This is a genomic window from Pedobacter sp. CFBP9032 (assembly GCF_034045265.1).
In the GTDB taxonomy this organism is placed as follows: Bacteria; Bacteroidota; Bacteroidia; order Sphingobacteriales; family Sphingobacteriaceae; genus Pedobacter.
Genome location: NZ_JAXCWE010000015.1, coordinates 54,018 through 79,970, shown reverse-complemented (window position 1 = coordinate 79,970; position 25,953 = coordinate 54,018). Strand labels below are relative to the sequence as shown.

Annotated in this window: 27 protein-coding genes; 6 read left to right on the top strand and 21 right to left on the bottom strand. The window is 38.5% G+C overall.

Annotated features, from left to right (window positions below; genetic code table 11):
- Nucleotides 1-127: 127 nt before the first annotated feature.
- Nucleotides 128-394 (bottom strand): hypothetical protein, encoded by a 267-nt coding sequence (locus tag SOM16_RS21220; RefSeq protein ID WP_320466000.1) that lies wholly within the window; start codon nucleotides 392-394, stop codon nucleotides 128-130.
- Nucleotides 395-746: 352 nt separating this feature from the next.
- Between SOM16_RS21220 and SOM16_RS21215 the strand changes: the two genes are divergently transcribed.
- Complete coding sequence (locus SOM16_RS21215; RefSeq protein WP_320465999.1) at nucleotides 747-1,802, top strand: AI-2E family transporter; 1,056 nt, start codon at nucleotides 747-749, stop codon at nucleotides 1,800-1,802.
- 1 nt (nucleotide 1,803) lies between these two features.
- On the opposite strand, the gene SOM16_RS21210 is transcribed toward SOM16_RS21215, so the two are convergent.
- On the bottom strand, nucleotides 1,804-2,376 hold the full coding sequence (locus SOM16_RS21210; protein ID WP_320465998.1) for an arylesterase: 573 nt from the start codon (nucleotides 2,374-2,376) through the stop codon (nucleotides 1,804-1,806).
- 172 nt (nucleotides 2,377-2,548) lie between these two features.
- On the opposite strand from SOM16_RS21210, the gene SOM16_RS21205 reads away from it, so the two are divergent.
- On the top strand, nucleotides 2,549-4,081 hold the full coding sequence (locus SOM16_RS21205) for a L,D-transpeptidase family protein (protein WP_320465997.1): 1,533 nt from the start codon (nucleotides 2,549-2,551) through the stop codon (nucleotides 4,079-4,081).
- On the opposite strand, the gene SOM16_RS21200 is transcribed toward SOM16_RS21205, so the two are convergent.
- On the bottom strand, nucleotides 4,078-4,878 hold the full coding sequence (locus tag SOM16_RS21200; RefSeq protein WP_320465996.1) for a murein L,D-transpeptidase catalytic domain family protein: 801 nt from the start codon (nucleotides 4,876-4,878) through the stop codon (nucleotides 4,078-4,080). The genes SOM16_RS21205 and SOM16_RS21200 overlap by 4 nt on opposite strands.
- A 262-nt stretch (nucleotides 4,879-5,140) precedes the next feature.
- Here SOM16_RS21200 and SOM16_RS21195 point away from each other — a divergent pair, with 262 nt between their 5' ends.
- The 4 genes from SOM16_RS21195 to SOM16_RS21180 all read left to right on the top strand — a co-directional run bounded on the left by SOM16_RS21195 (nucleotide 5,141) and on the right by SOM16_RS21180 (nucleotide 6,360).
- Nucleotides 5,141-5,389 carry a hypothetical protein gene (locus SOM16_RS21195; RefSeq protein WP_320465995.1) on the top strand — a complete coding sequence of 83 codons (249 nt, stop codon included), beginning with the start codon at nucleotides 5,141-5,143 and terminating at the stop codon, nucleotides 5,387-5,389.
- A gap of 105 nt (nucleotides 5,390-5,494) precedes the next feature.
- Nucleotides 5,495-5,677, top strand: a complete 183-nt coding sequence (locus SOM16_RS21190) for a hypothetical protein (RefSeq protein WP_320465994.1) — start codon at nucleotides 5,495-5,497, stop codon at nucleotides 5,675-5,677.
- Between the two features lie 50 nt (nucleotides 5,678-5,727).
- The gene (locus tag SOM16_RS21185) at nucleotides 5,728-6,000 is read left to right on the top strand and encodes a hypothetical protein (protein WP_320465993.1); all 273 of its coding nucleotides are present in this window, start codon (nucleotides 5,728-5,730) and stop codon (nucleotides 5,998-6,000) included.
- A 141-nt stretch (nucleotides 6,001-6,141) separates the two neighbouring features.
- On the top strand, nucleotides 6,142-6,360 hold the full coding sequence (locus SOM16_RS21180; RefSeq protein ID WP_320465992.1) for a hypothetical protein: 219 nt from the start codon (nucleotides 6,142-6,144) through the stop codon (nucleotides 6,358-6,360).
- Nucleotides 6,361-6,482: 122 nt separating this feature from the next.
- On the opposite strand, the gene SOM16_RS21175 is transcribed toward SOM16_RS21180, so the two are convergent.
- The 18 genes from SOM16_RS21175 to SOM16_RS21090 all read right to left on the bottom strand — a co-directional run bounded on the left by SOM16_RS21175 (nucleotide 6,483) and on the right by SOM16_RS21090 (nucleotide 25,906).
- On the bottom strand, nucleotides 6,483-7,133 hold the full coding sequence (locus SOM16_RS21175; protein WP_320465991.1) for a response regulator transcription factor: 651 nt from the start codon (nucleotides 7,131-7,133) through the stop codon (nucleotides 6,483-6,485).
- A 2-nt stretch (nucleotides 7,134-7,135) separates the two neighbouring features.
- Complete coding sequence (locus SOM16_RS21170; protein WP_320465990.1) at nucleotides 7,136-8,143, bottom strand: chemotaxis protein CheB; 1,008 nt, start codon at nucleotides 8,141-8,143, stop codon at nucleotides 7,136-7,138.
- A gap of 19 nt (nucleotides 8,144-8,162) precedes the next feature.
- Nucleotides 8,163-9,758 (bottom strand): PAS domain-containing sensor histidine kinase, encoded by a 1,596-nt coding sequence (locus SOM16_RS21165; protein WP_320465989.1) that lies wholly within the window; start codon nucleotides 9,756-9,758, stop codon nucleotides 8,163-8,165.
- Entirely contained in the window at nucleotides 9,758-11,803 is a 2,046-nt protein-coding gene (locus tag SOM16_RS21160) for a CheR family methyltransferase (RefSeq protein WP_414692285.1), read from the bottom strand. The genes SOM16_RS21165 and SOM16_RS21160 overlap by 1 nt, the downstream gene beginning before the upstream one ends.
- Before the next feature lie 44 nt (nucleotides 11,804-11,847).
- Complete coding sequence (locus tag SOM16_RS21155) at nucleotides 11,848-12,684, bottom strand: chemotaxis protein CheB (protein ID WP_320465988.1); 837 nt, start codon at nucleotides 12,682-12,684, stop codon at nucleotides 11,848-11,850.
- Between the two features lie 109 nt (nucleotides 12,685-12,793).
- Complete coding sequence (locus SOM16_RS21150; RefSeq protein WP_320465987.1) at nucleotides 12,794-13,861, bottom strand: sensor histidine kinase; 1,068 nt, start codon at nucleotides 13,859-13,861, stop codon at nucleotides 12,794-12,796.
- A gap of 377 nt (nucleotides 13,862-14,238) precedes the next feature.
- Nucleotides 14,239-14,748 (bottom strand): RNA polymerase sigma factor, encoded by a 510-nt coding sequence (locus SOM16_RS21145; protein WP_320465986.1) that lies wholly within the window; start codon nucleotides 14,746-14,748, stop codon nucleotides 14,239-14,241.
- Nucleotides 14,749-14,891: 143 nt separating this feature from the next.
- Nucleotides 14,892-15,026 carry a hypothetical protein gene (locus SOM16_RS21140; protein WP_320465985.1) on the bottom strand — a complete coding sequence of 45 codons (135 nt, stop codon included), beginning with the start codon at nucleotides 15,024-15,026 and terminating at the stop codon, nucleotides 14,892-14,894.
- Nucleotides 15,027-15,562: 536 nt separating this feature from the next.
- Complete coding sequence (locus SOM16_RS21135) at nucleotides 15,563-16,204, bottom strand: Crp/Fnr family transcriptional regulator (protein ID WP_320465984.1); 642 nt, start codon at nucleotides 16,202-16,204, stop codon at nucleotides 15,563-15,565.
- A gap of 165 nt (nucleotides 16,205-16,369) precedes the next feature.
- The gene (locus SOM16_RS21130) at nucleotides 16,370-17,548 is read right to left on the bottom strand and encodes a helix-turn-helix domain-containing protein (protein WP_320465983.1); all 1,179 of its coding nucleotides are present in this window, start codon (nucleotides 17,546-17,548) and stop codon (nucleotides 16,370-16,372) included.
- Between the two features lie 242 nt (nucleotides 17,549-17,790).
- Nucleotides 17,791-18,342 (bottom strand): WcaF family extracellular polysaccharide biosynthesis acetyltransferase, encoded by a 552-nt coding sequence (locus SOM16_RS21125; protein ID WP_320465982.1) that lies wholly within the window; start codon nucleotides 18,340-18,342, stop codon nucleotides 17,791-17,793.
- 211 nt (nucleotides 18,343-18,553) lie between these two features.
- The gene (xrtY, locus tag SOM16_RS21120; protein ID WP_320465981.1) at nucleotides 18,554-19,135 is read right to left on the bottom strand and encodes an exosortase Y; all 582 of its coding nucleotides are present in this window, start codon (nucleotides 19,133-19,135) and stop codon (nucleotides 18,554-18,556) included.
- Nucleotides 19,136-19,144: 9 nt separating this feature from the next.
- The gene (locus SOM16_RS21115) at nucleotides 19,145-19,990 is read right to left on the bottom strand and encodes a glycosyltransferase family 2 protein (protein WP_320465980.1); all 846 of its coding nucleotides are present in this window, start codon (nucleotides 19,988-19,990) and stop codon (nucleotides 19,145-19,147) included.
- Nucleotides 19,987-21,165 (bottom strand): XrtY-associated glycosyltransferase XYAG1, encoded by a 1,179-nt coding sequence (locus tag SOM16_RS21110; RefSeq protein ID WP_320465979.1) that lies wholly within the window; start codon nucleotides 21,163-21,165, stop codon nucleotides 19,987-19,989. The genes SOM16_RS21115 and SOM16_RS21110 overlap by 4 nt, the downstream gene beginning before the upstream one ends.
- Before the next feature lie 4 nt (nucleotides 21,166-21,169).
- Nucleotides 21,170-22,582, bottom strand: coding sequence for an exosortase Y-associated Wzy-like protein (locus tag SOM16_RS21105; RefSeq protein WP_320465978.1), 1,413 nt, complete (start codon nucleotides 22,580-22,582; stop codon nucleotides 21,170-21,172).
- Nucleotides 22,569-23,774, bottom strand: a complete 1,206-nt coding sequence (locus SOM16_RS21100; protein ID WP_320465977.1) for a glycosyltransferase family 4 protein — start codon at nucleotides 23,772-23,774, stop codon at nucleotides 22,569-22,571. The genes SOM16_RS21105 and SOM16_RS21100 overlap by 14 nt, the downstream gene beginning before the upstream one ends.
- A 31-nt stretch (nucleotides 23,775-23,805) precedes the next feature.
- The gene (locus SOM16_RS21095; RefSeq protein ID WP_320465976.1) at nucleotides 23,806-24,684 is read right to left on the bottom strand and encodes an FkbM family methyltransferase; all 879 of its coding nucleotides are present in this window, start codon (nucleotides 24,682-24,684) and stop codon (nucleotides 23,806-23,808) included.
- Nucleotides 24,659-25,906, bottom strand: a complete 1,248-nt coding sequence (locus SOM16_RS21090) for a glycosyltransferase (protein WP_320465975.1) — start codon at nucleotides 25,904-25,906, stop codon at nucleotides 24,659-24,661. Before SOM16_RS21090 ends, SOM16_RS21095 begins: the two co-directional genes overlap by 26 nt.
- Nucleotides 25,907-25,953 lie beyond the last annotated feature (47 nt).

Below are 25,953 nucleotides of genomic sequence, written 5' to 3'. Positions count from 1 at the left end.
GCGAGCCGGCAGTTTTGTTTCTTTTGCTGTCAAAAGAAAAAAGGCCCGTCCGGCCAGGACACGATAAAATCCTTTAACCCGAAGCGTAAAAGACATTTTTTTAGCATTCATCCATCGGCTGGTGTCATCACTTACCGTAAACTTTTTCCGCTGCGCTTGGCTTGCCTCGGCTGGCCGCCGAAGGGCTCTTACTTTTTTGCTTGATCAAAAAAGTAACAAAAAAATCAAGGCTTGGATCTGATGTTGGATTAGCGCGTCGAAATTTAAATGGCGGTAGCGCAAGGGCTCGATTTGCTATATAATAAGGATTTGTTTTAGGAGCCGTTCGCGCTACCTTGGGGTGGCGGGATTTGAACATCAGTGCAAAAATTTCAACGGCTTCTTCTTCCATCATCTCCTAGGCCAGATAGCAAAGTGGTCATAGCGATGTTGTTATCGTGAGGTACAAAAGAATCCTTTGTTTTTCTCTAATGCTATCAATGAACACCGAACCTTTTTTATACGTCATTCTACGAACGGTGGGTTAAGCGATCGTTATCCTGAACTTGATTCAGGACCTATGGTTTGATGTTTTTAATTGTTAGCTGCGAAAAGTTCTTATTTCACGCTCTTCCTCCTTCAGGGAAAAGGTGCCGCTAAGTAATTAAGTAAACTGCCTTACAATTATCTTTCTTAAAAAAAGTATGAAGTAGAATCTTCAGACTCATTATCATAAACTATTTGCACTTAGAAACTGTTAGCTGTCTATGGATAACCTTCAACGCAGCGTTTACATTATACTTTTCCTTGTACTCTTTTTTGGTGGACTTTACTTTGCCAGTTCATTTCTTATTCCGCTGTCGCTGGCAGCGGTATTTTCAATGCTTTTCATCCGTTTAAGTAGCTTTTTTGAAAGTAAAGGAATCAATAGGGGTTTGGCATCACTTTTTTGCATGTTGATTTTTATCTTCAGTGTGGTCTTAATTGTCGGCCTGTTGTATTGGCAAATGGGTTCATTTACGGAAAACATTGATGAAATGAAATCGCGGTTAGGTGGGATGGTTACAAACATGAGGGCTTGGGTTAACGATAAGGCAGGGATTGATCAGAAGCAACAGCAGGAAATCGTTAAAGGGCAAGGAGAACAAACAGGCTCAATGGTGATGGGTTTTGCCAGTAACCTAGTTTCCATTGGTGTGAGCACGGTTTTAGTATTGGTTTACATGTACCTCTGCCTTTATTATCGATCTCATATTAAGCGTTTTATTCTTAAACTGGTACCGCAAAACGAAAAAGAAAATACGGCAGATATTGTACATGAGTGTGGGCATGTTGCTCAAAAGTATTTAAGCGGACTTGGTGCCATGATTGCGGTATTATGGGTCATGTATGGGATCGGCTTCAGCATTGTAGGCATAGAAAGTGCTATTTTCTTCGCTGTGCTTTGCGGAATTCTGGAAATTATCCCCTTTGTTGGGAACCTGACAGGAACCAGCCTTACTGTTCTTTCCGTAATTGCGCAGGGTGGAGATAGTAAAATGATCATCGGCGTGCTCATCGTGTACGGACTTGTACAATTGATTCAGACTTATATTCTAGAACCATTAATTGTAGGTGAACAGGTAAACATTAATCCGCTTTTTACCATCATGGCTATTGTTTTGGGTGAATTTGTTTGGGGCGTTGCGGGCATGATTTTAGCAATCCCATTGTTGGGAATCGTTAAAATCATTTGTGATAGGGTACCTGCATTAAACGCCTTCGGCTTCCTGATCGGGCCGATTACTCCACCAAAACGCAGAAAGGTATTTGGCCGGAAATAGACTATTGCATGGTTTCCATAACGACTTTCAGGGTTTTCCAGACATTTTTGGCAATAATTTCATACCCCTCTGCAAGCGGATGGATACCATCGAACATATTGAGGTGCGGAATACCCGCCACACCTTCCAGCAGAAACGGAACCAGGTGAATTTGATTTTTATCCGCCAGCCTGGTGTATATATTTCGGTATCCGGCTGCTTTAGCACCTGGAATCCATTCTGGTAATTCCATTCCCAGCAATAAAATCGGTGCTGATGGATGGTCATGTTTTACCAGATCAATCATGTGTTGAAGATTGGCCTCCACATCAGAAGCGGAATGCCCTCGGATCAAATCGTTAGCGCCAAGTTCCAGAACGAAAATATCAGTCTGCATTTTTAACACCGATTTAAGTCGATTCAAAGCAGAAAATGTAGTGTCGCCACTTAACCCAGCATTAATCACATTAAAACCATTACCAACCTCATCTAGCCTTTTTTGAATCAATGCCGGGAAAGCAGCCTTTGCAGGATCCCGCAATCCGTAGCCCTGGGTTAGACTGTCACCAAAGAAAATAATCTGTTTCATCATCATAGGAACAGATTCATTTTAAGTTTGTTTAAAACGCTTCGAAGGAACACTAATTTTAATAAAAGCCATCGAAATTTAATAATAATGATATCGCTGGTGATAATCGTAATAACTTGTTTTTCAGTGGAATAAAAATTACGTAAAACAAATACTACAAAATTTGAATTATAGTCTCATGTATTTAGTGAATTTTAAAAAGCCGCTCTTAAAGTGCTTGATGGTGACGATGTTGTTCGGGCTGACCATTTTACAAAGTTGTAAAAAACAGCAATCAAAAGTTGGTGCACACCTGGTAGAGGCTACAGGGAACAAAATATTTGGAAAGATCGACATGGATGAGTTTGGAAAAAAAATGAAACTGGCTATTTCCGATCGATCAAAGACCTTACAAAATCCTAAGTTTACCAACGCACTTTATGCTGCCAATAACTATGAACCTATTTTGGTTGAAAAATTTATCCCAGATAGCGGACTTATCAGAGCAGCAAATGTAATCGCAATGGCTGAAGACCATGGGGTATCGCCAGAAGCTTTTAAACTATCGAAATTTAAGTCAGTTCTACAGGAAACTTACGATCAAGAGGCTGTTAAAGATCTTGATCTGGCCTATCAAACACTAATCGACCTGGAATTGGCGGCTAGTAACGCCATTACCAGTTATAGTCAGGCAATGGAATTTGGCTTGGTGAGTCCCAGGAAGATTTATGCGCAATACTACACTAAAACCAAAAGGCCGGATTCTTTGAGTTTTAAGAGGCCTTATCAGACAACTAATCTGGTGGCTTTTTTAGATAGCATCCAGCCAAAAAATGCAGATTATAAAATGTTACAGCAGGCGCTGAAACAAAATACTACTGCTCCGGGCCGATCTGCAGAAGAAAGTAAAAGAATAATTCAAGTTAACCTGGAACGACTTCGCTGGCAAAATAGCCCTTCAGAAGAAAAATATGTTTGGGTAAATATTCCGGAATATCAGCTTCATGTAATTGAAAATGGTAAGACTGCAATGACGATGAAAGTTTGTGTAGGTGAGGGTAGGGAACAACCTGCCGGACAATCTTTAGCCGAATATGATGAGGATGACCTGGAAAAAGATCGTCCGTTTAACCGGGAAACACCACAATTAAAGAGTATGATCCACAGTGTGCAGGTTAATCCGGTATGGAACATTCCACAAAGCATTGCGACTAATGAGATTGCCACGCAGGCCGCAAAAGATCGTTATTATTTAAGCAACAATAATATTGATGTTTTTTATAAAGGCAAACTGGTTGAAGATCCCGAAACCATCGATTGGACGGCTGGAAATGTAGGCAAAACCTATGCCTTTAAACAGCGCCCGGGTGATGATAATTCTTTGGGTAAAATTAAGTTCTTATTTAATAACCAAAGTAGTGTTTATTTACACGATACTCCGGCAAAGGCCGCTTTTAACCAAACAGTGAGAGCCGTAAGCCACGGATGTGTAAGAGTAGAACAGCCTTTAGAATTAGCAAGGGCATTATTTGGATCGGGAAAAAAGTTCGATCGAATCAGCACAGGGATGACAAGCACTGATCCAAAAGCAGAGAATATTTCGCTTCCTAAACAAATTCCGGTTTACCTCAGCTATTTTACTTGTTGGAGAGATCCAAATGGTACGCTAAAATTTGCAAAGGATGTATATGGATTGGATGCTGTTTTGTACACCCATCTGGTTAGAATCTAATCCATTGTTGAAAACGTGCCGTATAAAGCTGCTTTATTAATATCAGGCATTGCAGCAAGGTAGGCACTCTTTTCATCTAGGTAAGCCGACGAATATTTTTCAGCTGATCTGTTAATGAACAAGACACTGCCCTCACCGAGAGAAGAAATTAACTGATCGGAAAGTTCAGGGGAAACCGCCGGGCAACCCTGGCTTCTTCCTAATCTGCCCAAAGCTGCAATTGTACCCTCGCTTACATAAGGCGCACCATGAATCACGATAGAACGAAGTCTGGCATTATCATTGAATCCGGGATCCATTCCATCTAATCTTAATGATCGGCCATGTGCGCCATGATATGCTTCACCGGTAACATAAAAGCCAATACTGCTGGTGAACGAATCATTTTTATTTGAAAAGGTTACCGCCTGGTCTTCGCCGCTGCGCTGCCCATGCGCTACCCAGGTATTCAGCACTACATCTTTCTCATCAACATTAACTACATAGAGCCTCTTCTGCGTGCTCGGCTGATCAAAATCGGCAATGGTTAACAAAGCATGATCTGATAAGCGTCCGGCTTTTTTCAAATTGTAGTAACCTGTTAAAGCCTTTTCAAACACAGGGAATGTTAAACCAGAATCTTTTAAATGAGCTGATTGATAAAGTGATTCCGCATGTTGGATATAAGCAGTCTTTACAGGCGCTTCTTTCTCATTTTTCGAAAGCACGATTTCTTTATCGTTATTTTTCCATGAACTAAAAACTGAGCAGGTAGCGACTAATAAAAGACCGGAGATTCCCAAAATATATTTTCTCATAGGATATATTTATATATTGATATGATGAATGATTAGGTAGGTCTTTTTTCTATAGGCTTTTTTCTTGGTGACATAAAGATACAAAAATGTTACAAAAAAGCAAAATTTCAGGCCGATATTTCAAGCGCTAGAAGTTGTTGATTGTTTATTTAAAGACAACTAAAAGCTTTTAATAAAGTAGTGTTCAATTAAAATTGATCGCTTAACATTTTCTAACGAACCTTTTAGGTTCAGTCCTGTTGTTATTACAAAACGTTATAAAATGATTGAGAAAAAAGAACTTTTATCTGAGAACCTGAAAGATTTTATGGATTACGCTATGGATTTACTTAAATCTATGGATGGCACCCCAGAACATACGCCAGCGCAACAGGAACTGGTGAATGCGAAAATTCAAAATCTGAAAATTTACCTGGAACACTTAGAAACATCATATAACGAAAATACGCCGCAAGGCAGTATCAGCGACGAAAACCACGATACGCCTGCCATACCAGACATCGTGTTGTAGTATCCTTAGCAATAGTATCTAAGAGGTGGTAGTTATGACGGGATCGATATTGAATAAATGCTAAACCATCAGCAGGTGACCTGGGTTCTTCTAAAAAGAAATATTATGAAAACAGTCCATAGCATTTTGCTCGCTTTATTACTTATAGTGATCATTTCATCTTGTCAAAATCCATCCGACAGAGCAGTTAAAGGAAACAGTAAACGCGATTACGGCGACACAGCAAAAAAAGATTCCGTACAACAGCCACAGCGCTTAGACTCAGATGATACGGTTAGAAAGTATTAGAAGATTGATAAGTTTCAATGCAAAAACCTTTTAAATAAAAAATAATAACCATGAACGAGCAGGAGAAAAATGAGAATCTTGGAGATACACAGGCTGAAAATTCAGCTGATAAATCCAATATGCCAGAAAATCAGGTGCCGAGGCACCGGAGCAATGACAACAATGAAGAAAACAAAGTGAGAAGTGATGCTGGTTTTCTAAGTCGTGAGGTAGGAGAGGGTGATTTTGGATCAGAAGAAGCCCGTGCTGATGCTGATAAAGGCAATGAAGGTGAGGCTGGGAATATGCCACACTCTAAACCAAAACCTGAAGGCGAAGAATAGCCAATCATGATGGGGTAATCTACGTAACTATCCTGCGTATTTTTACGGGTTTAAGTATTTTTATAAACCTTTGATGCGTGAACAGGCTTCTTCTTATATAATTTGCCAACAATGGTGTTGTGCACGTAAATAAGATCTAAAATGAAAAAACACTTGCTTATCATGACAAGTGCAGTATTATTGATGCTGTCTGCTTGCAATTCAGAAAATAAGAACAATGCTTCAGATTCTGTTGGTTCTGATACTACCATGAGTGATATGAGCGGAACTGCTCCAATGCAGGATAGCTTAACCACAGATACTACACTAACAGATAGTACGGCAACAACTACGGGTACAGGTACAACTCCTACGCCTTAACACCAGCACAGTATTAACCCAAAAATTACAGTAATGGCCGTTGATTTTTTTATTCAGCGGCCATTTCCTATTTGAAATATAATGTAATTACTCTTTGCATAAGGGATAGTTTTTCTTTATCCTTAATTGAGATACCCGTTAGTTACGGCAAAACGAATAAGCGCTGCGGTATTTTTCGAGCCCGTTTTATCAATTAACGATTGGCGATGTCCTTCTACTGTTCGTTTGCTGAGGAAAATTTTATCCGCCATTTCCTGATTGGTGTAACCCTCAGCAATCAGGTGCAGAATCTCAATTTCCCGCATGGAAAGTTCAATTTGCATTTGCGTCTGTTCTGTCTGGGCGGCCACACTGTTTAAAAGCCTGTCTAGCAAGCTTTGAGATAGTTCGCAGCAAAGATACTTTGTGCCTGAGTGAACTATTTTCAAGGCGAACATCATTTCATCTTCGTTTACATTTTTCATCAGGTAACCCCGGCTACCTTCGAGAAAGGCTTGAGCAACGTATTTCTCGTTATCGAGCATAGATAGCACAATTGTTTTAACTTCAGGCCATTTTTTCTTCAGTTCGCGAATAAGGGTTATGCCGTCCATTTCGGGCATGTTGATATCTGTAAGCACGATATCGGGTATGGTACCCGAGGCAATCAGGTCTAAGACTTCCTTACCATTATCTGCTTCTCCAATCACCTGAACGCCTGGTTGTGAATCCAGAATAAGTTTGATGCCGTTCCTCACAATAATATGATCCTCTGCCAGTATAATCTTTAACATCTTTATAATTTTATTATTCCTGAGTCTCCTATGTCTTTAAGTACTTCTTTTAGTCTCTCTATATGAACCTTCAGTTCATCTGATTTTTTCTTTCGGTCGTCACTAACGTGTGCGTCAATTTGCATACGTTTTTCTAAACCGGAGATGAAGTTGCGCCGTTCTTCCATCATTCTGATGGCTACCCACAAAGCATCTTCGGTTTTTTTTGCATACTCGCTCCTTAGTACATCTTCACTATAGACATGACCCGTAAAGCAACGATACCGGTTATTTCCATCTTCCTCAATTTTTGTGAGTACACCGCCACATTCCGGGCAGGTAAAAATGGTTGTTGTGCCAAGGGCACTGGTTTGCTCATAATTGCTACTCATCCTCAATGTAATTTCCGACTCGAGTTTGAGGTTTGCCGGCACTTCGCCCTTAACACAGGTACCCCTGCTGTATAGATCAGAAAGAATATACTGCATATCTATGATTGATACCCGGTAATCAACCTCAATATTATTGATTACATTTTGTGGCATATCTGCATATTCTGCTTCTTCAGGTTCCTGAACAATGCAGGTGCCGCCCGCATTTTTGATCGCAATCATACCCGATGTGCCATCATCCAGCAAACCGGTTAAAATAATACCCGTTACGCAAGTACTATAGGCTGCTGCAGCAGTTCTAAAAAGAACATCGATAGATGGACGCCAATGATTTTCTTTCGCTCCTCTGGTGATCAAGATCGTATCATTACTCAACATCATGTGGTGATCTACAGGCGCGAGGTATACTTTGTTGTTTTGTATTTTTGTTTCGTTTTGCGGAATAACTACTTCCAGCTTCGATTTCTTGTTTAAAAGGCCAAGTATGTTTTTTTCGATGGCAACTTTGCTAATGTGAATAACAATGAAAACGGCTGCATCTAGATCTTCAGGTAGCGATTCCAGCAATTTAGTCACAGCTGATATACCACCTGCGGATGCTCCAATTGTAATTACATTTTTTACTTCTTCAATTTTCATGTTTTGATGTCAATAACTATTACTCATTTGGAAAGGAAATGGTGAAAGTGGCGCCTTGATCATTGCTGATTTCCAAATGCCCCTTTAACAGGGAGACCCGGTTTTTAATTGCCCGTAATCCTGAACCCTCTTTAAGTGCCTGATCAATACTTGTTTGAAAGCCATTTCCTTCATCCTTCACAATAATGATGATTTGTGTTTTATCTATTTTAACGGTTACGTTGGCCTGGCTTGCCCCCGAATGTTTTATACTGTTATTTAAAAGTTCCTGAATGATTCTAAAAATGTAAAGCTGGGTTTCTGCCGACAAGTTATCGGCTTGGCGATCTATCTTGGAATAGACTTTGAAACCAGCATTTTCTAAATGTTGAATCATATCCTTTATTCCTGAGGTAAAACCGAAATCTTTCAGAATAGAAGGGCTTAGTTCTCCAGAAATGGTTCTTAACTCTTTGATGGCCAGATCCAGTAATTGATTGATGTTAGAAAATGATGTTTCGGTAGCTTCGTTTTTTTGCAAATGGTTGAGTTTGAAACGAATTCCATAAAGGATCTGGCAAACGCTATCATGCAGGGAGGCACTGATTTTATACCGTTCTTTCTCCTGCGCCTCTATCGCAGCGCGACGCAGCAAGCGATGCTGATTGCGCTCATATTCTTGTTCCTTTTCTAGTAATTGTTTACGCTCGGAAATGTCGGAAACTATTCCCGTAAACAAGGTAGAACCATCAAGCTGGTTAATTGCTTTTCCTTTAATTAAAATTATTTTTTTGGTTACGGCAGTCTGCAGGCCAACTTCCACATCTACCTCCTGTGTATTACGAAGTTTGTTTACAATGGTAACGAGTTTTTTCCTGTCAGATTCCAGCACCAAAGCAAAAAGTTCTTTTAGCGTTGGCTGGCTTTTATCTTCACTAAGATCAAGAATTTCCTTGGTGTAATTATCCAGAAAAACGGTTCCGTCATTCATTTTTACGCGCCAGGTACCGGTATGTGATGCCTGTAAAGTCTGGCTTAACCTTTCTGTTGTTTCTAAAAGTTTTTGCTCAGAACTTTTTAGTTTAGTAATATCAGTTATGGTGATATAAAAGTTCCGTTTGCCGGAGCCCGGAGTGGTTACGGTAGAGCCGTCTAGCTGTGCAAAAAAAGCGGGTGCGCCTTTTGGATGAATCCGAAGTTCACAGTGTGCTTTTAAATGCAATTTTTGCATGCGGTTAATAAAGGCATAAAACTCATTGCGATCAAAAGGAGAAATAAAGCTTGAAAGATTTTTCCCAATAATATCGCCTGCACCATTTAGCCGCATGTTTTCGCCCACTTCGTTTATTTCAGCAATTTGGCCATTTGACGAAAGAATTAAATAGCCAATAGGGGCAGCATTGAAAAGACTAGCAAATTTGAGTCGTTCGATTTCGAGTGCATAATGAGAGGACTTCAACTCATCATTCTGCATTTCCAGCTCCAACTCATAAACTTCCAGCTCATTCAGCAAAATAGAAACTTCGTTTTCCTCGTGGATATGATGATCAGCATTTTCTCGGCCAAGGAGAGACTCTGCTTTTTTTCGTAAAGCATTTAAAATAAAGTCTTTATTAACTGCGCCTTGCTTTCTCACTATGCTTTTCTAAATTTTAAAATTAATATTGATGGTTCATTGGTATCTGTCTGAATATGTTCAATCGAGATATGGAGCCCAAGCAAACCAATGCCATTAAAGTGGTGCTGCAAATAAAATTCTTCCTCAACAGGAGTGTCTACAAGGAGTTTTTCTAAAAGAAGTTTAAAGTGCCACTTATTATTAACAATTTCTAAAAAGGAAAGTTCAGTAATTTCCAAATCAGTAAAATGAAAGAGCTTAAGAAAATGGCGGTTATAAACCAATACTTTTTTTTCCTCATCAATTACGATGGTAGCATCCTGCAATTGGTTAATAACGGTTTGGGTATATCGAAGCAAGCCCTGTACCTGCGCACTCATCGATTTAATTGGCGTAATTTTGGTAAAAGTAAGTACCGCACCGTTAATGAAGTTATCCATGGTCCGGTATGGCATCATTCTTAAATTATACCATTCATTCATTTTAGTTTTTACCTCCAGCTCTTTTCCAACCAGCGTCTCTATTACCTGGTTAATGGTATTTTCTATTGATGGATATTCGAAATTGGAAACAATATGTGTAATAGAACGGCCAACATCTGTTGCAATAACGTTGAAAAGCTTGGTTACCTGTGGTGTAAAACGTAAGATGTTCAGTTGGTTATCTAAAAAAATAGTTCCAATCTCGATATTGTCCAGCAGGTTTTTCATGTCATTATTCAGCTGGATTAATTCTTCTGCCTTGGTTTGATACTGAAGATTAATGGTCATCAATTCTTCATTAAGCGATTGCATTTCTTCTTTGGTCGTTAATGCTTCCTCGTTGGTACTCTGCAATTCTTCGTTTGTACTTTGCAGCTCTTCATTGGTAGATTTCAATTCTTCCAGCGAAGTTTCCATTTGTTCTATTGTGGTATGGAGTTGTTGCTTGGTGTAAGTAAGTTCTTTTTCCAACTCTTCTACAGCACCTTCGGTAACGGCACTGTTGGCTTTTCTGGTGTTTTTCTTGGTTGGACCCTTTTCATAAAAAGTAACTAGTAACAGGCCGGATAGAGCCAGATCATGCAGATACTCTACATTAAAACTAACCAGGTAAGTTCTATCCTTCTCCTTAATTTTTACTTCTGAAATGTCTACCTTGCTCCGGTTACTAAGGGCCTGATGGATAGCATTTCCGAGAACATATTTTAATTCTTCACGAATCATGTGGTGAATATTCATGAGCGCCTCCCCAGGGTGCAGGTGAATAAACCGGCTGGTATTACCAGCAATAAAAAGGATTTCTCCCTTATCATTAAGCAATAGAGATGGTGGCGTATGGTTATCTAACAGTAATTTGTTGAAGTTTTCAGCCAAAGTGTTTTTTTGTCCGCCTTTCACCGTAAGATCTGTTTTAGAAAGCTTTTCCTGATTAGCAATATGGAATGGGAAATCAAGTAATTTACCTAATGAAGACACCCCTTCCTTTCTTTCGAATAATTTCCATTTGGTATCAATGCTATTGAAAATATCGTGAAAACCCCCTAAAGATTCTGCAGGCCCCAAAAATAATAAGCCGTTTACATTCAATGAATAATGGAAGATCGGGATGATTTTCTTTTGAAGATCTGTGGTCAAATAAATCATCACGTTGCGGCAGCACAGCAGATCTAAACGGGTAAACGGAGCATCTTTAATCAGGTTATGCTGCGCAAAGACAATCATTTCCCTGATTTCTTTTTTCACAGTAAAGCCGTTATTTTTCTTAATGAAGAAACGTTCCATTTGTTCTGCGCTCAGTTCTGAAACGATGTTTGAGAAGTAAAACCCTGTTCTGGCAAGCTCTATTGCATTGGCATCTAAATCAGTTGCAAAAATTTGTGCTTTAGGTTTAAGTTTTATGGGCAAGGTATCCAGGTATTCTGTAATTAAAATGGCAACAGAATAGGCTTCCTCTCCCGTAGAGCAACCCGCAATCCACACCCGAATGGGTTCTTGCGGATTTTTATTTTTCAGTAACGAATAAATATTTTCTTTCAGAATTTCGAAAGCCTGCTTATCCCTGAAAAATTTAGTAACCCCAATTAAAAGCTCATTAAATAAAAGCTCTATTTCTGTTGGATTTTCTCTTAGGTAATTGACGTAGTTTTCGTAATCAGGTAGTTGATGAAAAGCAATTCTACGGTCAATTCTTCGGGAGATGGTATTTTCTTATAGAGGGTAAAATCATGTCCGGTGTGAGAACGCAGTAACATTAATATTTTCTGAATGTGTACTTTGTTCGATTTGTGGGTATTTGATTCATTTTCTAAAGGCAACCTCAAAGCAGGATGATTGAGATAGCTAATCAATCGGTTAGGCATATCCTCGGGTGCGAGTACAAAATCAGTTAAATGCGTTTTAATTGCTGCCATAGGCATACTTGGATATTCGGCATTCTCCGGATCCTGTACCATACACATGCCCAGTTTTTCTTTAATCATCCTGATCCCGGTTTCTCCATCTGCCCCTAAGCCAGAGAAAATTATACCTACAGCAAGGTTCCATTGATCTTCGGCCAGGCTCTGAAAAAAATGGTCGATGCACATGTGCGCGCCTTTTTCCCGAGAGGGATTAAAGAGTAGCAAATGCCCGTCGTGGATACCGATATCGACATTTTTTGGTGCAAGATATACGTGTTCGCGCATTACCTTCATGCCATCTTCTGCCATTACAAGTGGCATGGTAGTATAAGAAGTAATTAGTTTTGCAAAGTCTTCGTCCTCTTTCGAGGCCTGATGAATAACCAGCACAAAAGCCATCCCTGAGTTGGCGGGCATATGCCTGAAAAAGTTTTTAAATGCAATTAAAGAGCCGCTGGCTCCGCCAATACCGATAATTGGAAAGGCGTTCTGATTAGCTTTTGCAGGTTGTTCTTCATCGTGTATTTGAAATCTCGTTGAGATGGGTTGTTCGCTGTTCGTCATTTTACTATGATCAATTCAATACCTTGATCTGGCTAATTTAAACCATTAAAGCCAATAGGTTGTTATTCATTTTATGTTTTTTGCAAAGAGAATGGTCACTGCCTGGGTTTCAAGCTGGTTGAAGCTCGATAAAAAAGGTTGTTCCATTGTTTTCTTCCGATTCAAACCAAATTTTTCCATCATGCCATTCTATGATGGTTTTAATGATAGACATGCCTAACCCAACAGAATGCTCGCCCCTTAAGCCTGTTCGCCCAGCGAGATTAAATTTGTCAAACAACTTCTCATGAAATTGCTTTGGTATGCCAATTCCAGTATCTGCAATAGACAGTTTAACCATGTTTTCTACTAGCTGAAGGCCAATGGTTATGGTGCCATGATCAGGTGTGAATTTAATAGCGTTGGAAATGAGATTGTTTACCGCCTGCATAAACTTTACCTCATCTATGGAAACGTATACTTCGCTTAAGTTACACTGAAATATAAAGGTTAAATTAAGGTGAGGCTCTGAAGACTTATATTCATCAAGCAGTTGCTCTATTTTTTCTACAAGGTTGCGTCTTTTTTTCAAAAGTTCTACCCCAATAGATTCTAGAAATTCCTTTTTGATAAATTCCTGAATCATCTTGATTCCTCTTTTACTGTTTACTTCGATCATATCGATAATCTTTATAATCTGTGGTTCAGTGTTCTCTTTTAAGTATTTTTGAAGCAGTGAGGAGAGCATTTGAATGGAGCCCAATGGCCCTGCAAGATCATGACTAATGATATTCAGGACTGCATTTTTTTTATTAGTGTACTCCATGAGCTTTTCATGGTAGCGTTTATTTTCTGTGATATCCATCATCCGCCCGGCGAGTATTTTCGTATCTTCTTTATCCAGCCAAAAGTTTAGTTGTAAATGGTAAGTGCGTTGTTGCAACAACATCCTGAATTCTATATGATCACTCAAAATGCCTGGCCGCAGATTCTGATAATTGGTTTGCATATGAATGAGGTCATCAGGAAAAATAAGTGAAGTAATGTTTTCTAAATCACCCTCGAAATCAACTTCTTTAAAAAAATCTGCAAAAGCATCATTATGTTCAACGAGCTGCATTTGCTCGCAGTCGAAAGCAAAGTATAACAATTTATCTATGTTAATAAAGCGATTTAGTAATGAGAAGTTACGATCCATATGGCCTGCTTAAGGGACACAAGTTACAAAAATGGGCCTTTGGCGTTATACCCCTTTAATTCGGGTATAACCCGTATTGGGGAGCGTATTTATACGGTTGTAAACCTGGTTGCTGGGGTAGTGGGTTATTCAGGCGTTGCTAAGGAAAGAGAGATATAAAGTTGAAAAATATTGGATAGTATTTAGCAATATTAAAGGCTCCTATCTGCACCTTCTCCAGGAGAAAGTGCAGATAGGAGCCTTTAATATTGAATAATTTAGCTGTTTAAGGAACAGTATTTTGAACCAAAGATGGAGGCAGATGAATGAAAAAATTCCTATTGCGTAGGCAAGATTTCTAAAGTCAAATGCTTAGATGAACAATTATAGACCTGTAATTAGCGGTTTTTATATTGCTTCAGCATTTTCTTTAATCTCAACCGGGCATGGTGAATATACGTTTTAACCGTTCCTAATGGCAAATTAAGTTCATCGGCAATCTCTTGATATTTATAGCCTTCAAAATATCTGATAAATGGCAGCGAATACATTTGAGGAAGATTATTTAATGCTTTCTTGATATCTTCCATAGCGAAGCTTGTTTCGGCAGCATTGGCCGTGGCGCCATATGCCATCTGACTTATGGGAACCTCATCTTCACGTACTACGCGACTTCTATGCTTTACATTTTTATGGTAATTGTTAATGAATGTATTTCGCATGATTACAAAAAGCCAGACTTTAGTATTGGTTTGATAATCACACCTGTAAGCAAATCGAGTAGCTTTAACAAGTGTATCCTGAACGAGGTCGTTTGCATCGTCGAGGTCTTTGGTGAATTTAAACGCATGCGATATCAATGATTTAGCATGTGTTTTCACACTCATAGCAAATTCATTTTCTGTCATAGGTAAATGGTTTAAGGTTTAAGGCGAGGTGCGTTGTTTTTACGATGGAAGAGTTTAATGGTGTCTGATCATTAAATAGTTTTAGATTTTCCGGATTAGTTGCTTACACTATTGCAGTAGAAGTGTTTCTTGGCTATATCAGATTAATTAAATATGCCAGGTGATGTTATCTTTTTGAGGATTTTTAGTTTTTCCTGCTTGGTAATGTCTTGTCGGATTTGTGCAATGGCTGGCCAGGTTAACGACAGCGACACCATGAAAATAATTAACTTTTTCATAAGGATTGATTTAGGTATATGTTGTAAAAACAACACCTAAAATTTTGATAGGGTTTTGAGATCTACCGATAAACGGGCTATTCCATTCAAAATGGGTACAAGTACGCATGGAGGAGAGTACTTATATCAGTATGCAAAATAAAATGACGCAATGGCTTATTTTGTTTACCAATTCCTCCACCCAGGGCATCCCTTTAAAGGAGTATCGTGTATGCAGAATGATATTGATATAGTTTTTTTCCGCTCTTGCCTGCAGCATGAGACTTTGGAGCAATCATTACTCTAAGCGCTTGGTCAATCTGGCAGTGGGCCTGCTTATTAAGAATTTAATGTGGCGAGGTGATGAGTAAGCGTGCACGTTTGCCTCGCAATACCTTTCTGATCGGGATAGTTTCTATTCAGGTATGACCAACAAGCATTTTCAAGAGGTAAACTTACCAACTCGATAATAGTGAATTGCAAAAAACTTCCGTGCATATTCGGTGAGGAGAAAGCAATAAGGAAAAATGACTGGCAGAAATTTTCAATAATGCCCATCAGGCCAATTGATCAGCAATCAGATCCATTTTCTGTAAGCGATTATCTACTGCTTTGTTTCTCATTCTGCTTAAAGTTTCTAAACGCATGACCAAATAACTGGCCAGGTAGCGTTGTGGAATCCGGTTCATTTCAGAATGGTCACTTTCAAATTTTAAGTACCTGCCCATGGCCGTGGGGATTCTGGCTAAAATAGATCTTTCGGATGCTGCATGGTAATTGCTTTCCAATAATTTTCTGGTAATTAATTGCGATTCAGGATATTCTAAATTCAGAAAATCAATGAGTTTGTAGGGAATTCGAATGAGCCTACAATCTTCCAGTGCCTGCAGGTATTCGATGGAATAATCTGAAGTATTGCCAGGATGTTTAATGGCTTCAATAAATTCATTTTCAAAACAAAAGCGTGTACTGATGTCTTTCTTGTCTTCTTTCACAAATGCCCTCACCACTCCCTTTAACAAAAAGTAAGCTGCGTCATTGGTATCTATTGGGGAAAGAATAAATTTATTTTTTTTAACATTCAGAAGATTGCATTCTTTTTTATACTGCATCTTAAAAGATTCTGAAAGTGGATGAAACCGTTCCATAAAATCGAACAATGGTTGCAAAAAGGAAGAATTTTCTGGGCATACTTTCATACTGGAACTGGATTGGAGAGAGGCTTATATTATAGACAACGGTTATACATGAGTTACATTAAGAACCTTATGTATGATGGTTACCCAAAGTTAGCTTAAATGAATTGAGAACCTTTTAAATCTGTTTTATTTCTCTCTAACCATTCAGCCGTTAGACGAAAATGTTTAACCTGGCCCAGTGTCAGACTCCTGAGAAAAGTAGACAGTTGGCATTAGGCCTTTCTCTTTCTTAAAAGCATTATAAAAAGTAGCCTGACTTTTAAAACCAGACTTTTGCGCAATGGCCTCAATCGTTATTTTATCACTTTGAAGTGGATATTGGCGAAGAAAATATGCGATGCGATAACCATTAATCCAATCGCGAAAATTCTTGCCAATGTGATTATTGATGATATGCGAACAATGATGAACCGGGATGTTGATTCTGGTTGCAAGGTCTATAATTTGTAGGCCAGGCTGTAGGTACAACTGCTCTTTCTCCATTACATCTCTAATGAGCATGGCATAATTTGAAGTTTGTTCAGCAGACAGATTAACCTTCTTCTTAGCAGATGTTTTAATAATTGGTTCTTCGCTAATTATTTCCGAAACCTGATCGGGATCCGCTGTTGCCCGAGACGATTCTTTAATTGGCGGTTCTTTTTTATCCCAATCTATGGCAACAAGCAGGTATCCATAAAAAATGCTAGGTCGATGGAGAGCATAAATTAAAATGGCCAAAAGCACAATGCAATTGGAGATGATAAAAAAGGAATGATAAAGGGGGATGTTGAGGCTTTTCAATATAAGTGGAATTAACCCTGCCAGCTGGAAAAAGGTAGCCACCTTAAGCAAAAAGAAAACCCAGTTGTGACCACGATCATCATGGCTAACCTGATTTTTCATTTTAAACTTTAAAATGGCATGCCAGCAAAGCGCCAGGTAGATTATGTTAAGAATGGGCCGGCCAGCATACTGGAAATAAGGGGGAAATAATCCGTTGTCTGCTGTTAAAAAAAGATATCCGTTCTGGTGAAGTTGTGCTGTTATCAAATTCCAATCCAGTGCTTTTAATCCAGGCCATGGAATTACATGAATAATGGCAATTAGCGCGGGTATAAAGTGTAATAAATCTAATTTTGTTAATCGAATCCTATTGTGAATAAAGCCCGTGATATATAAATAAAAACAGGCTGGTGCGGCAAAGTAAAGTGGAGTAGCGGCTTGAAAAATTGCTGACACTGCACTTTCGTAACCCGACTTAATTACCAGTGAGGTAGAAATTTGCGTAAAACGAGAAAAGAATAGAAATGCCAGCAACAGGTTTTGTCTCTTGTTTCCCTTCTTTGCGAAAAATAAATGCATCGAAAATAGAAGAAGAAAAAAACATGTAATGCTAACGAGATAGTTCAACAACTGCATATTAGCTGCCAAGATAGCGCTTTGTTGTTAAATTAAGTCAAGGTGGACGTTATTTTTGATAGTTTATTGTAAGTCTAATTAGTCCTTTTTTCTCTTATTGCTTTTAAATTTAAGCTAAATATAAAAGTTAAGGCATAAAAAAAAAGCCACAGCGTGGCTTTTTATAAATTTATAGGTTTAAAAACTTACCTGATTTCCCGATCTCTTATTTTTACCGCCGGATGGCCTTGATAGATACTGTAAGCGGTAAGATTGCTAATCGCTACGCTACCTAAACTTAAAACCGAATGAGAATGGAGCCTTAGGCCTGGGCCAACTACTGCTTTCGCACCAATCCATACGCCATCTTCTAAAATAATAGGTGAAATTATCAAATCGAAGGTTGTCTTTTTATAATTATGATTTCCAGTGATAAGCATGGCTTGCTGAGAGATGCAACAATTGTCACCCATTTTTATCCAATCCAGGTTTTCGAGGCAGCAATCGGCCAACCAGCAAGAGTTGCCAATCTCTAATTTCCATGGATATTTAACCTGTATGCCTGGCTTAATTCGTACATCCTGACCAATTTTGGCTCCAAATGAGCGCAGTAGGAATACCAATACCGAACTGAAAGGAATCACTTTAGTCCGAAAAAAAAATACGTCAGTAAAATACCATAGTAGTTGTTTCAAACCAGAAGCACCGATTTGAAAATCTCCGGTATCAAAATCTTTCTTTAACTGTGTTTTTATCAAAATTTATTATTTAAAAAGCGAAAAGCAGTAAGTTTAAAGGGGAAAGCTAAAAGCGGAAAGTAAAAAGCCAAAAATAACAACCAAAAACCGGATAACGAATTACTTTTTGTTCCCTGTACTAGCTAACCTTCTAACCCTGTCAAAATAAGAAGAGAACATGGAGCAAAAACGATTAACCTTCTACTTCTTGCATTTTTCTAACCCGCTAACCCTATAACCCCTTCTTTGTATTCTTCCTAATCCATATATAAAGCATCACGAATATAATGATGTAAACAATTACATTGAAAATCTCATGATGATAGTCGAAATAATTTCGCTGACTTTGAAAAAACCCGAATAGTAAGCCAAGTCCGGCAATTCTACAAATATTGAGGATGTAGATGGTGAGCAAGCCAATAATTAACATCTTAATGGTCGATTTCCATGATGCCGGAAAAGCAAGAACGAAAGCGGCCAGAAAACTCATTACGCCTAAACCCAAACAAGAATAGTTAATTCGAAGGTAGGGGCCATTAACCACCAAAACATCCATCTCATTGTGGATGGCATAAAAGCCAAATAACTTGATGATCCATACCGCTGGTTTAATCAATGCGGTTTTTAAACCTTGAATATAATCGAAGTGTTCGGCGATATTGGGATTGTAGAAACGCCCGGTCGGCGTCATTACGCTATACATAAATAAATTGCCCTGACTAAAGAGAATATAGAGAACAAATAATGCCACAATAAACCTAATGGCTTTTTTATCGGCTTGCTTTTTGGCATCTTTAACGGTAGTATCGGTCATATTTGCAGATTATTTATTTTTTTGTTTTCGAAGTTCATAAATTTTGGCATCGATTAAGAACCGGAACCAGAAGCACTGTAAAAAGTGGAAAATTAAACCACGGGTTCCGTCTAAAAATCCTAAGCGGAAAAAATATCTAACAAGAAAGTAGAGCATGGGTCTTACAAATAATGGAAGCCTTTCGTAAAGGTTTTTAAAGTACCTCCGGCGTTGCATTGAGTCTCCTTTTAGCTTACCAGATATGGTTGCTGTTGAGGAATTTGTATTACTAAATTGTTGTATAGATTCCAGTGTAGACCATTTGTTGTGCCGCAAGGTAAAGGTGCTGAGCGATTCGGTAATTAAGTCGATAACATCACCTTTCAGCTTTATCATTTCACCTTCCACCAGGTAATGCTGATCATATAATTTATGTTCACACATGCCTTTGCCTAACCTGAAGGTCATGGAGTGATAGGTAGGGTAGTGGCCGCCATACTTAATCCATTTGCCCATGAACATGGTTTTCCTACTGGCTAAAAAGCCATTGATGTGATTTAGCTTTCCGCTGGTGAGGTGTTGGTGAAGTTCTTTTTTAAATCCTTCCGTTAGCCGCTGGTCTGCATCAAGGTTGATTACCCAGTCTGTTTTTATGGGTAAACTTTCCAGCGCCCAGTTTCGCTGCTGACTATAATTTTCGAAAGGGTGTTGAAAAACCTGCACCGGATATTTCGACAGCATTTCCAGTGTTTGATCTGTTGAGCCAGAATCGACAATGAAAATTTCTGAAGCAAAGTCTTGTACACTTTCTATACAGTCAATAATATTATTTTCTTCGTTAAAAGTTAGGATAATTACGGTAACAGGGCTTTTCAATGGGTAATGTTTTGATATAAGTTTAAATATTTTTGAACGAGATTGCTGTCTTTAAAATCTTTTGCAATAAGCATTGGTGCTTCCCGGTGGATCAGATTTCTCTTTTCCTGATCTTGGTTGGCCTGCAATAGTGATTTTTGAATAGCTGTTGGATTCAGTGCCGTAACCCAGCCCAGTTTTTTTTCCAGAACATAACCAGAAAGGCCAACCTGATCAGAAATTAAAACCGGAGTACCTAGGCTCAGGCTTTCTATCACCACATTTGCAAAGTTTTCATTGTATGAGGTGAGCACAAGTAAATCATGTTGCATCAGGATTTCAAACTTATCCTCGTTGGATACCTGACCGATCCATTTTATCCGGCTATTCACTTTCAGTTCTTCTGTTTTTTGCTTCAGACTGTCTAGATATTTTTTTTCTCCTGATCCGGCAATGGTTAACGTCCATGGTATTCCCAATATGGCCAATGCATCGAAAAGAAGTGTGAGTCCTTTTTTTTCCTCAATTCGGGATAAGAAAATGAGGCGAAAAGGTTTCGGCTGATCCATCGCGACTGAACTATCTTTGCTCAATAGCTTCTCCGAGATCTGCACCAGGTTATGGATCACATCGATGCTTTTTGGTTTCAATATAAATTCAATATCGGTTACTTCCTGCTCGCTGGTTGCATGGATATGGCAATATTGTAAAAGCGTTCTGCCGATTATTTTATGGATCAAGGTTTTGAAAAAGGAATGACGGTTGTTTTGGCTGTAGCTGGTCAGCATTCCCCTGGGCGAAAGCACCACCGGAACCTTATACCACTTCGCGATGAGGCAGCTGAGCACAGAAACCAGATTCCACCAGGCATGAATGTGGACAACGATTTTTTCATTACCCTGTTGCGTTTGCCGAAGAACTTTTCGTAAACTTAACAGCAAGCCTGGCGAGAAATGACTGTGGTCTTTTGTCCATCGTTTAAAATAAGTGACACGAACACCGTCAACTTCTATTTTCTTGTTGATTTCCACATCAAGTTCAGTTTCTCCATTGGCTGTTGTTGTGAAAACTTCCAGATCTATATTTTGGTGTTGTGCCTGTATTGCAATGGCCTCGCAAAGTTTACCTACGCTTTGAATTGGCCCACCATAAATGTATGCGGGTTTATAAGAAGCAGCGATGTGAAGGATTTTCAATGGCCTAATCAACTTTGTATAGGATTCCTCTTGCTTTAAATATCTTTTGAATAATAAACATGGTAATCAGGCTCCAGAATACTGCATTTAAGAGAAACTCCAGGCTATTTCCGCGCCATAAAATCTGAAATAAACCTGCAAAAATTACTGCGGTACCCATAAAATAACCTCCAAACATGCGTTCTGCCAGGGCAGATAGATTTTGAGAAAGGTAACCGTAAAGAAACAAGCCAATCCAAATTCCTATCCCACCATAAGAAAGGTAACAATCTACAATAAATGCAGGTTTGGCCGATACTATACTTTGCCGGTCTACCACATTGGCTGCATAAACCCGATCCATTACCATTTGTTCTACATCTGGTTTCCCGGGCCAGAAAAAGCGGGGAATGATTGTCTGCAAAGCACTTGTGAGCAAGCTGGTTTTATAATAGGGGATAAAATAGGGGGTAGATTCCGTATATTTCATAAACATACTTATCTCCGATAAACGGCCAGTCAGAAATTCCCAGTTATCATCTTGCAAGTCTTCAACCAGGTTATCATTATTTATAATCCGATCTAAACTTTTATTTCTTGCGGTGGCAACATCAGTTCCTTCTGAGGAGAGTTTCCTGAAGTTTCCGATAAAAGTGGGTAAAACGAAAAATAATAAAAGCAATACTGAAAATAAGACAGGTAATACTTTTTTACCATAAATGGGTAAGAGAAAGATTCCCAATAACAAAACGCACATAATAATGGGTTCTTTGAAGCCTGATCCTAATGCGGCAAGCATATTTAGCCCAAATAATCCGGATGCAGCCCAGAGGTTAACACGTTTGTTCTCGCGAATGGCAAATGAGAGGGCAATGGTTCCGGCAACGAAACTTAACCCATTTAACTGGATGCTGAACTGGTTCAGGCTACCCACTTTTGAGAATAGATAACCCAGTGGCAGGCAGATTACCGAGATGCCGAGTAAGAGGTTACTCATAGATGGCGCATATACTCTATATTTTTTTCCCTGAGGATAACTCATGCCTGCAATAATACCATGCGTTAATGCGGCATGCCCCAATACGTAGTAACGCTGGCACAAAGCGATTGATCTATATACATCTCCGGAAATGAAATCCTTATTTCCGATGAAGGTGAGGTATTCATAGCCGAGCGCATTGATATAGTAAAATATGGAGGTACAGGCCATATAACCTGCAAATATGATCTGTAGAAAAAATACCGGACGTAAAAGTTGCTCCAGTAGGGGCAAATCGTCCGGTAGCTTTTTAATGATGCCTTTAAAACAGATAAAGAAAATAAAGAATGAACCAAGCCATGCGATTAAATAGGAACTATGAGGTAAAGACCTAAACACGACACTGATTAGGTAAGGTAAATATAAAAGCAGGTAATAGATATGTTTAGTGCCCTTCATTCAATTCTTTTGCAATGGTTTCCACTTGTTGTTTAAAAGACCAGTTTTCGATTATTTTTTTACTTTCCATTCCCATCTGTAACAATTTTTGGGGATTCGCCAATAAAACCCGAAGCTTAATTGATAGGTCTTCCAAATTTCCTGATTTAAAAATCTCTCCATTTTTCCCTTCCTGAATCAAACTCTCTGCGCAACCTACCTTATCGGATACCAGGATTGCTTTGCTTGAGGCCATTGCCTCATTCACGGCCAATCCCCAGGTTTCTCCCGGCCCTTGCGAAGGTAAACAGAATAAATCGCAAGCTTGATAAATCACGGGCATCTGGGTTTGGTTTTGAAAATCGAGGAAATGAATGTTATTGTGCTGTACACTGGTGTGCATTTTGAGCGTTTCTTCGAGTTCGCCGTTTCCTACAAATAAAAGATGTGTAGTGGTTGTTGTTCGTTGTTCGTTTTTCGTTGTTAGTTTATGGTTGTCAGTTTTTCGATCTGGTGCTGTAAAGGCCTGGAGTAATAACGTAGGGTCCTTTTTTTCTTCGAATTTTCCGGCAAACAGGATTAAAGTATCGTTCGCTGAGATGCCTAGTTTTTGGCGCAAGTGTAGTGCTTCAATTGATCGATCTGTCGAAAATCTTTCATTATCTACAGCATGTGGCGCAAATACCAATTGTTTTTCCTTTACTCCGAATGCTTTGAAATAAGCTTTGTTAGCTTTGCCGACATAAAAAGCGATGTCGATATGTTGATATACCCAGATTAAAAACAGCTTTCTAAAAATCTTCTGCAGTGACCCTGTTTGATCCATTAAGGTTGAATCTCCTCTAAACCAAACCGGAATTTTTCCTTTGAAATGGCGCATTACTGCCAGGTGACTTTTGTAAGCCCAGCCGTAAACTAAAATGGCATCTGGGTTAAAGGCTTTGATTTTTTCAATTAATTCCGGGTTTACGATTCCTTTGTAGTGATGTGATCCCGGATCTTTAGCGCTATTTTCTACAAATTCGAATTCATAGCCATCTAATAGTGGAATATCCCAGGAGATGTTTTTTTGAAAATCAGGATCATATTTCGCATTCGCTCCTTTTTCTCCCCAGGTGTAAAACACTTTTAATTGACAAGGCTTTGCGAGTTGCTGATAAACAGGTACGTAATACTGGATGGGGTGGGTGACGATGATGGCGAGCGACTTCAATGAATTAAATGGAGTGGATTTGATATAATTTTTAAATTACCTGATTTAAAATATTAAATGGTTCACTTAATTGAATTCTTTTTTTAATAAATTCGATATCCCTTACATAAATGGTATTATCCTTACCATAGGTATTAAGTTCCTTTAAAATCCTATTAAAAGGATTATAATCATAAGGTTTAAAATGATGCTTCAAGAGTTTAGCATGAATATCATCATCTTTAAAACCATATCTATTTCCGCTTCCGTTTAACTCAATAATAATTGCTTTTAAAGAAGTATCTGATAAATAACTTTGTGATCCATTTAATACTTCAGTTTCAAAGCCCTCTACATCCACTTTCATTAAAATAGGTTTGTGTTCTGCAAAAAAATCATCAAGTAATATCATTTCAACTTCTGTAGTTTGTTCACCAGAATGTCTGACTACATGATTTGTAGTATCTTGATTATTTGTGAAATTTAAAATACCGTATCTACTGCTTACAGCTTTGTTTACTAAAGTCACATCAGATTGAAGACTATTTAGTTGTATGTTTTTTGTGAGAATATCAAAAGTCTCTGGGATTGGCTCAAATGCTATTGTTTTTGCTTTACGATATGATGCCAACAATGTATAGGAGCCTACATTTGCCCCGACATCAAAGAATACGTCACCCTGTTTTAGCAAATGCAATAAAAATCCCATATCGTTAAATTCGTGCAGGCCGGTATAGATATTTCCTGTTATTCCTGTTAATCTTTTTTTTGCTAAAAAGTTAATAGGACCAATAAAATTAACTGATTGCAAATTTTTATTTAGGATAGAATTTAATTGCCATTTAAAAAATCTGTAGTAAGCCAGTATAAGGTTTTTTTTGGTTAACGGATGATTATTAATAAAATTAATTGTTCGGTAGATTGCCTGCATCCAATACGTTATTAAATAATTCACATTGTTTCTTTGTCAGATTTTTAGCACTGTATTGTTCAAATACAGACCAGTTTATGGTTGTTTTTTTCTTTCCTAAAAGCATTAAATATAATTCATGGATAATTTCATCAATTGCTAAATGTTCATTTTTTAGTGAAAATACCTCTCCAGCTTTACATTCTTTAATGATTTTAGCAGCACTGCTTTCTGGATGGAAAAATGCTAATAGTGGCTTTTCTGCCAAAATATACGGATATACTTTTGAAGCCGTATATTGGGCATCGTTTGAGCCAATCACTATTAAACCATCTGCATTTAAGAGCGTAAAAAGACCCTGAAAATAGGGGATGCGATCGGTTTGCTCTTCCACATATGCCGAAATACCCATGGCATTGGCTATGGGCATGATCGTTTGAATGCCCTTTCCCGCCGGGGCATAGCTGGTTCCGATAAAATGGAACCTGATTTTACTGAAAAGTTCATATTGATTAGCCAGCCCTTTTTTAAAGCCCTTAAATAATAAATTTAATGCCTCCTTCATATCGTTACCACCTCTGCCTACATAAACTAAATGCGTTAGACCATCTGTTTTACGAAATGGCAACTCAAACTGATACTTGTTTTTTTGAACTAGCTCGAAGTCTTTTTGGTAAGCACCAAAGGTAATCACTTGCTGGGGCAATGATTTTAATCGTGGATAACGTTTATTCAATGTATCCAGATAAGCCTGTGAAACACTAATTAAACCATCAACATGGTTCATGGCGATAGGTTCCAGATGTTTATCTAAACGAGATGAAAACCAATATTTTGCAGGCCTTTCTGCTTTTGGCTTATCATCATAATAGGTAGAATACCAAGGGTCTTGCATATCCACAACGTATGGAATACTAAATTTTTTCTTCCAATATGCGCCGAGAATTAATACAGGGAATTGTGTAGTGCTAAAATAGATGAGGTCGAATTTTTCTTTCTTTAGCAATTGATTAACTTTTTTTTTATAGAACCATAAAGCACGTAAAGCAATACTGCCCAAACCCACCTTACTCGTCCATTTTTTTTGTAATGCCTTTACGTGATGAATTTTGATGTTTGTAGGAATCTCTTCATTCAGAAGTATATCAGTAGGCAGGTCTGTATATTTGGGATCTATCATTACTGCAGTAGGCTCCCATCCAAATGCTGAAAAATAGGGGAGGCTCATTCTAATCCGCTGCATATCTGCCGCGTTTATAGGAGGAAAATAAGGAGAGATGATCAAAACCT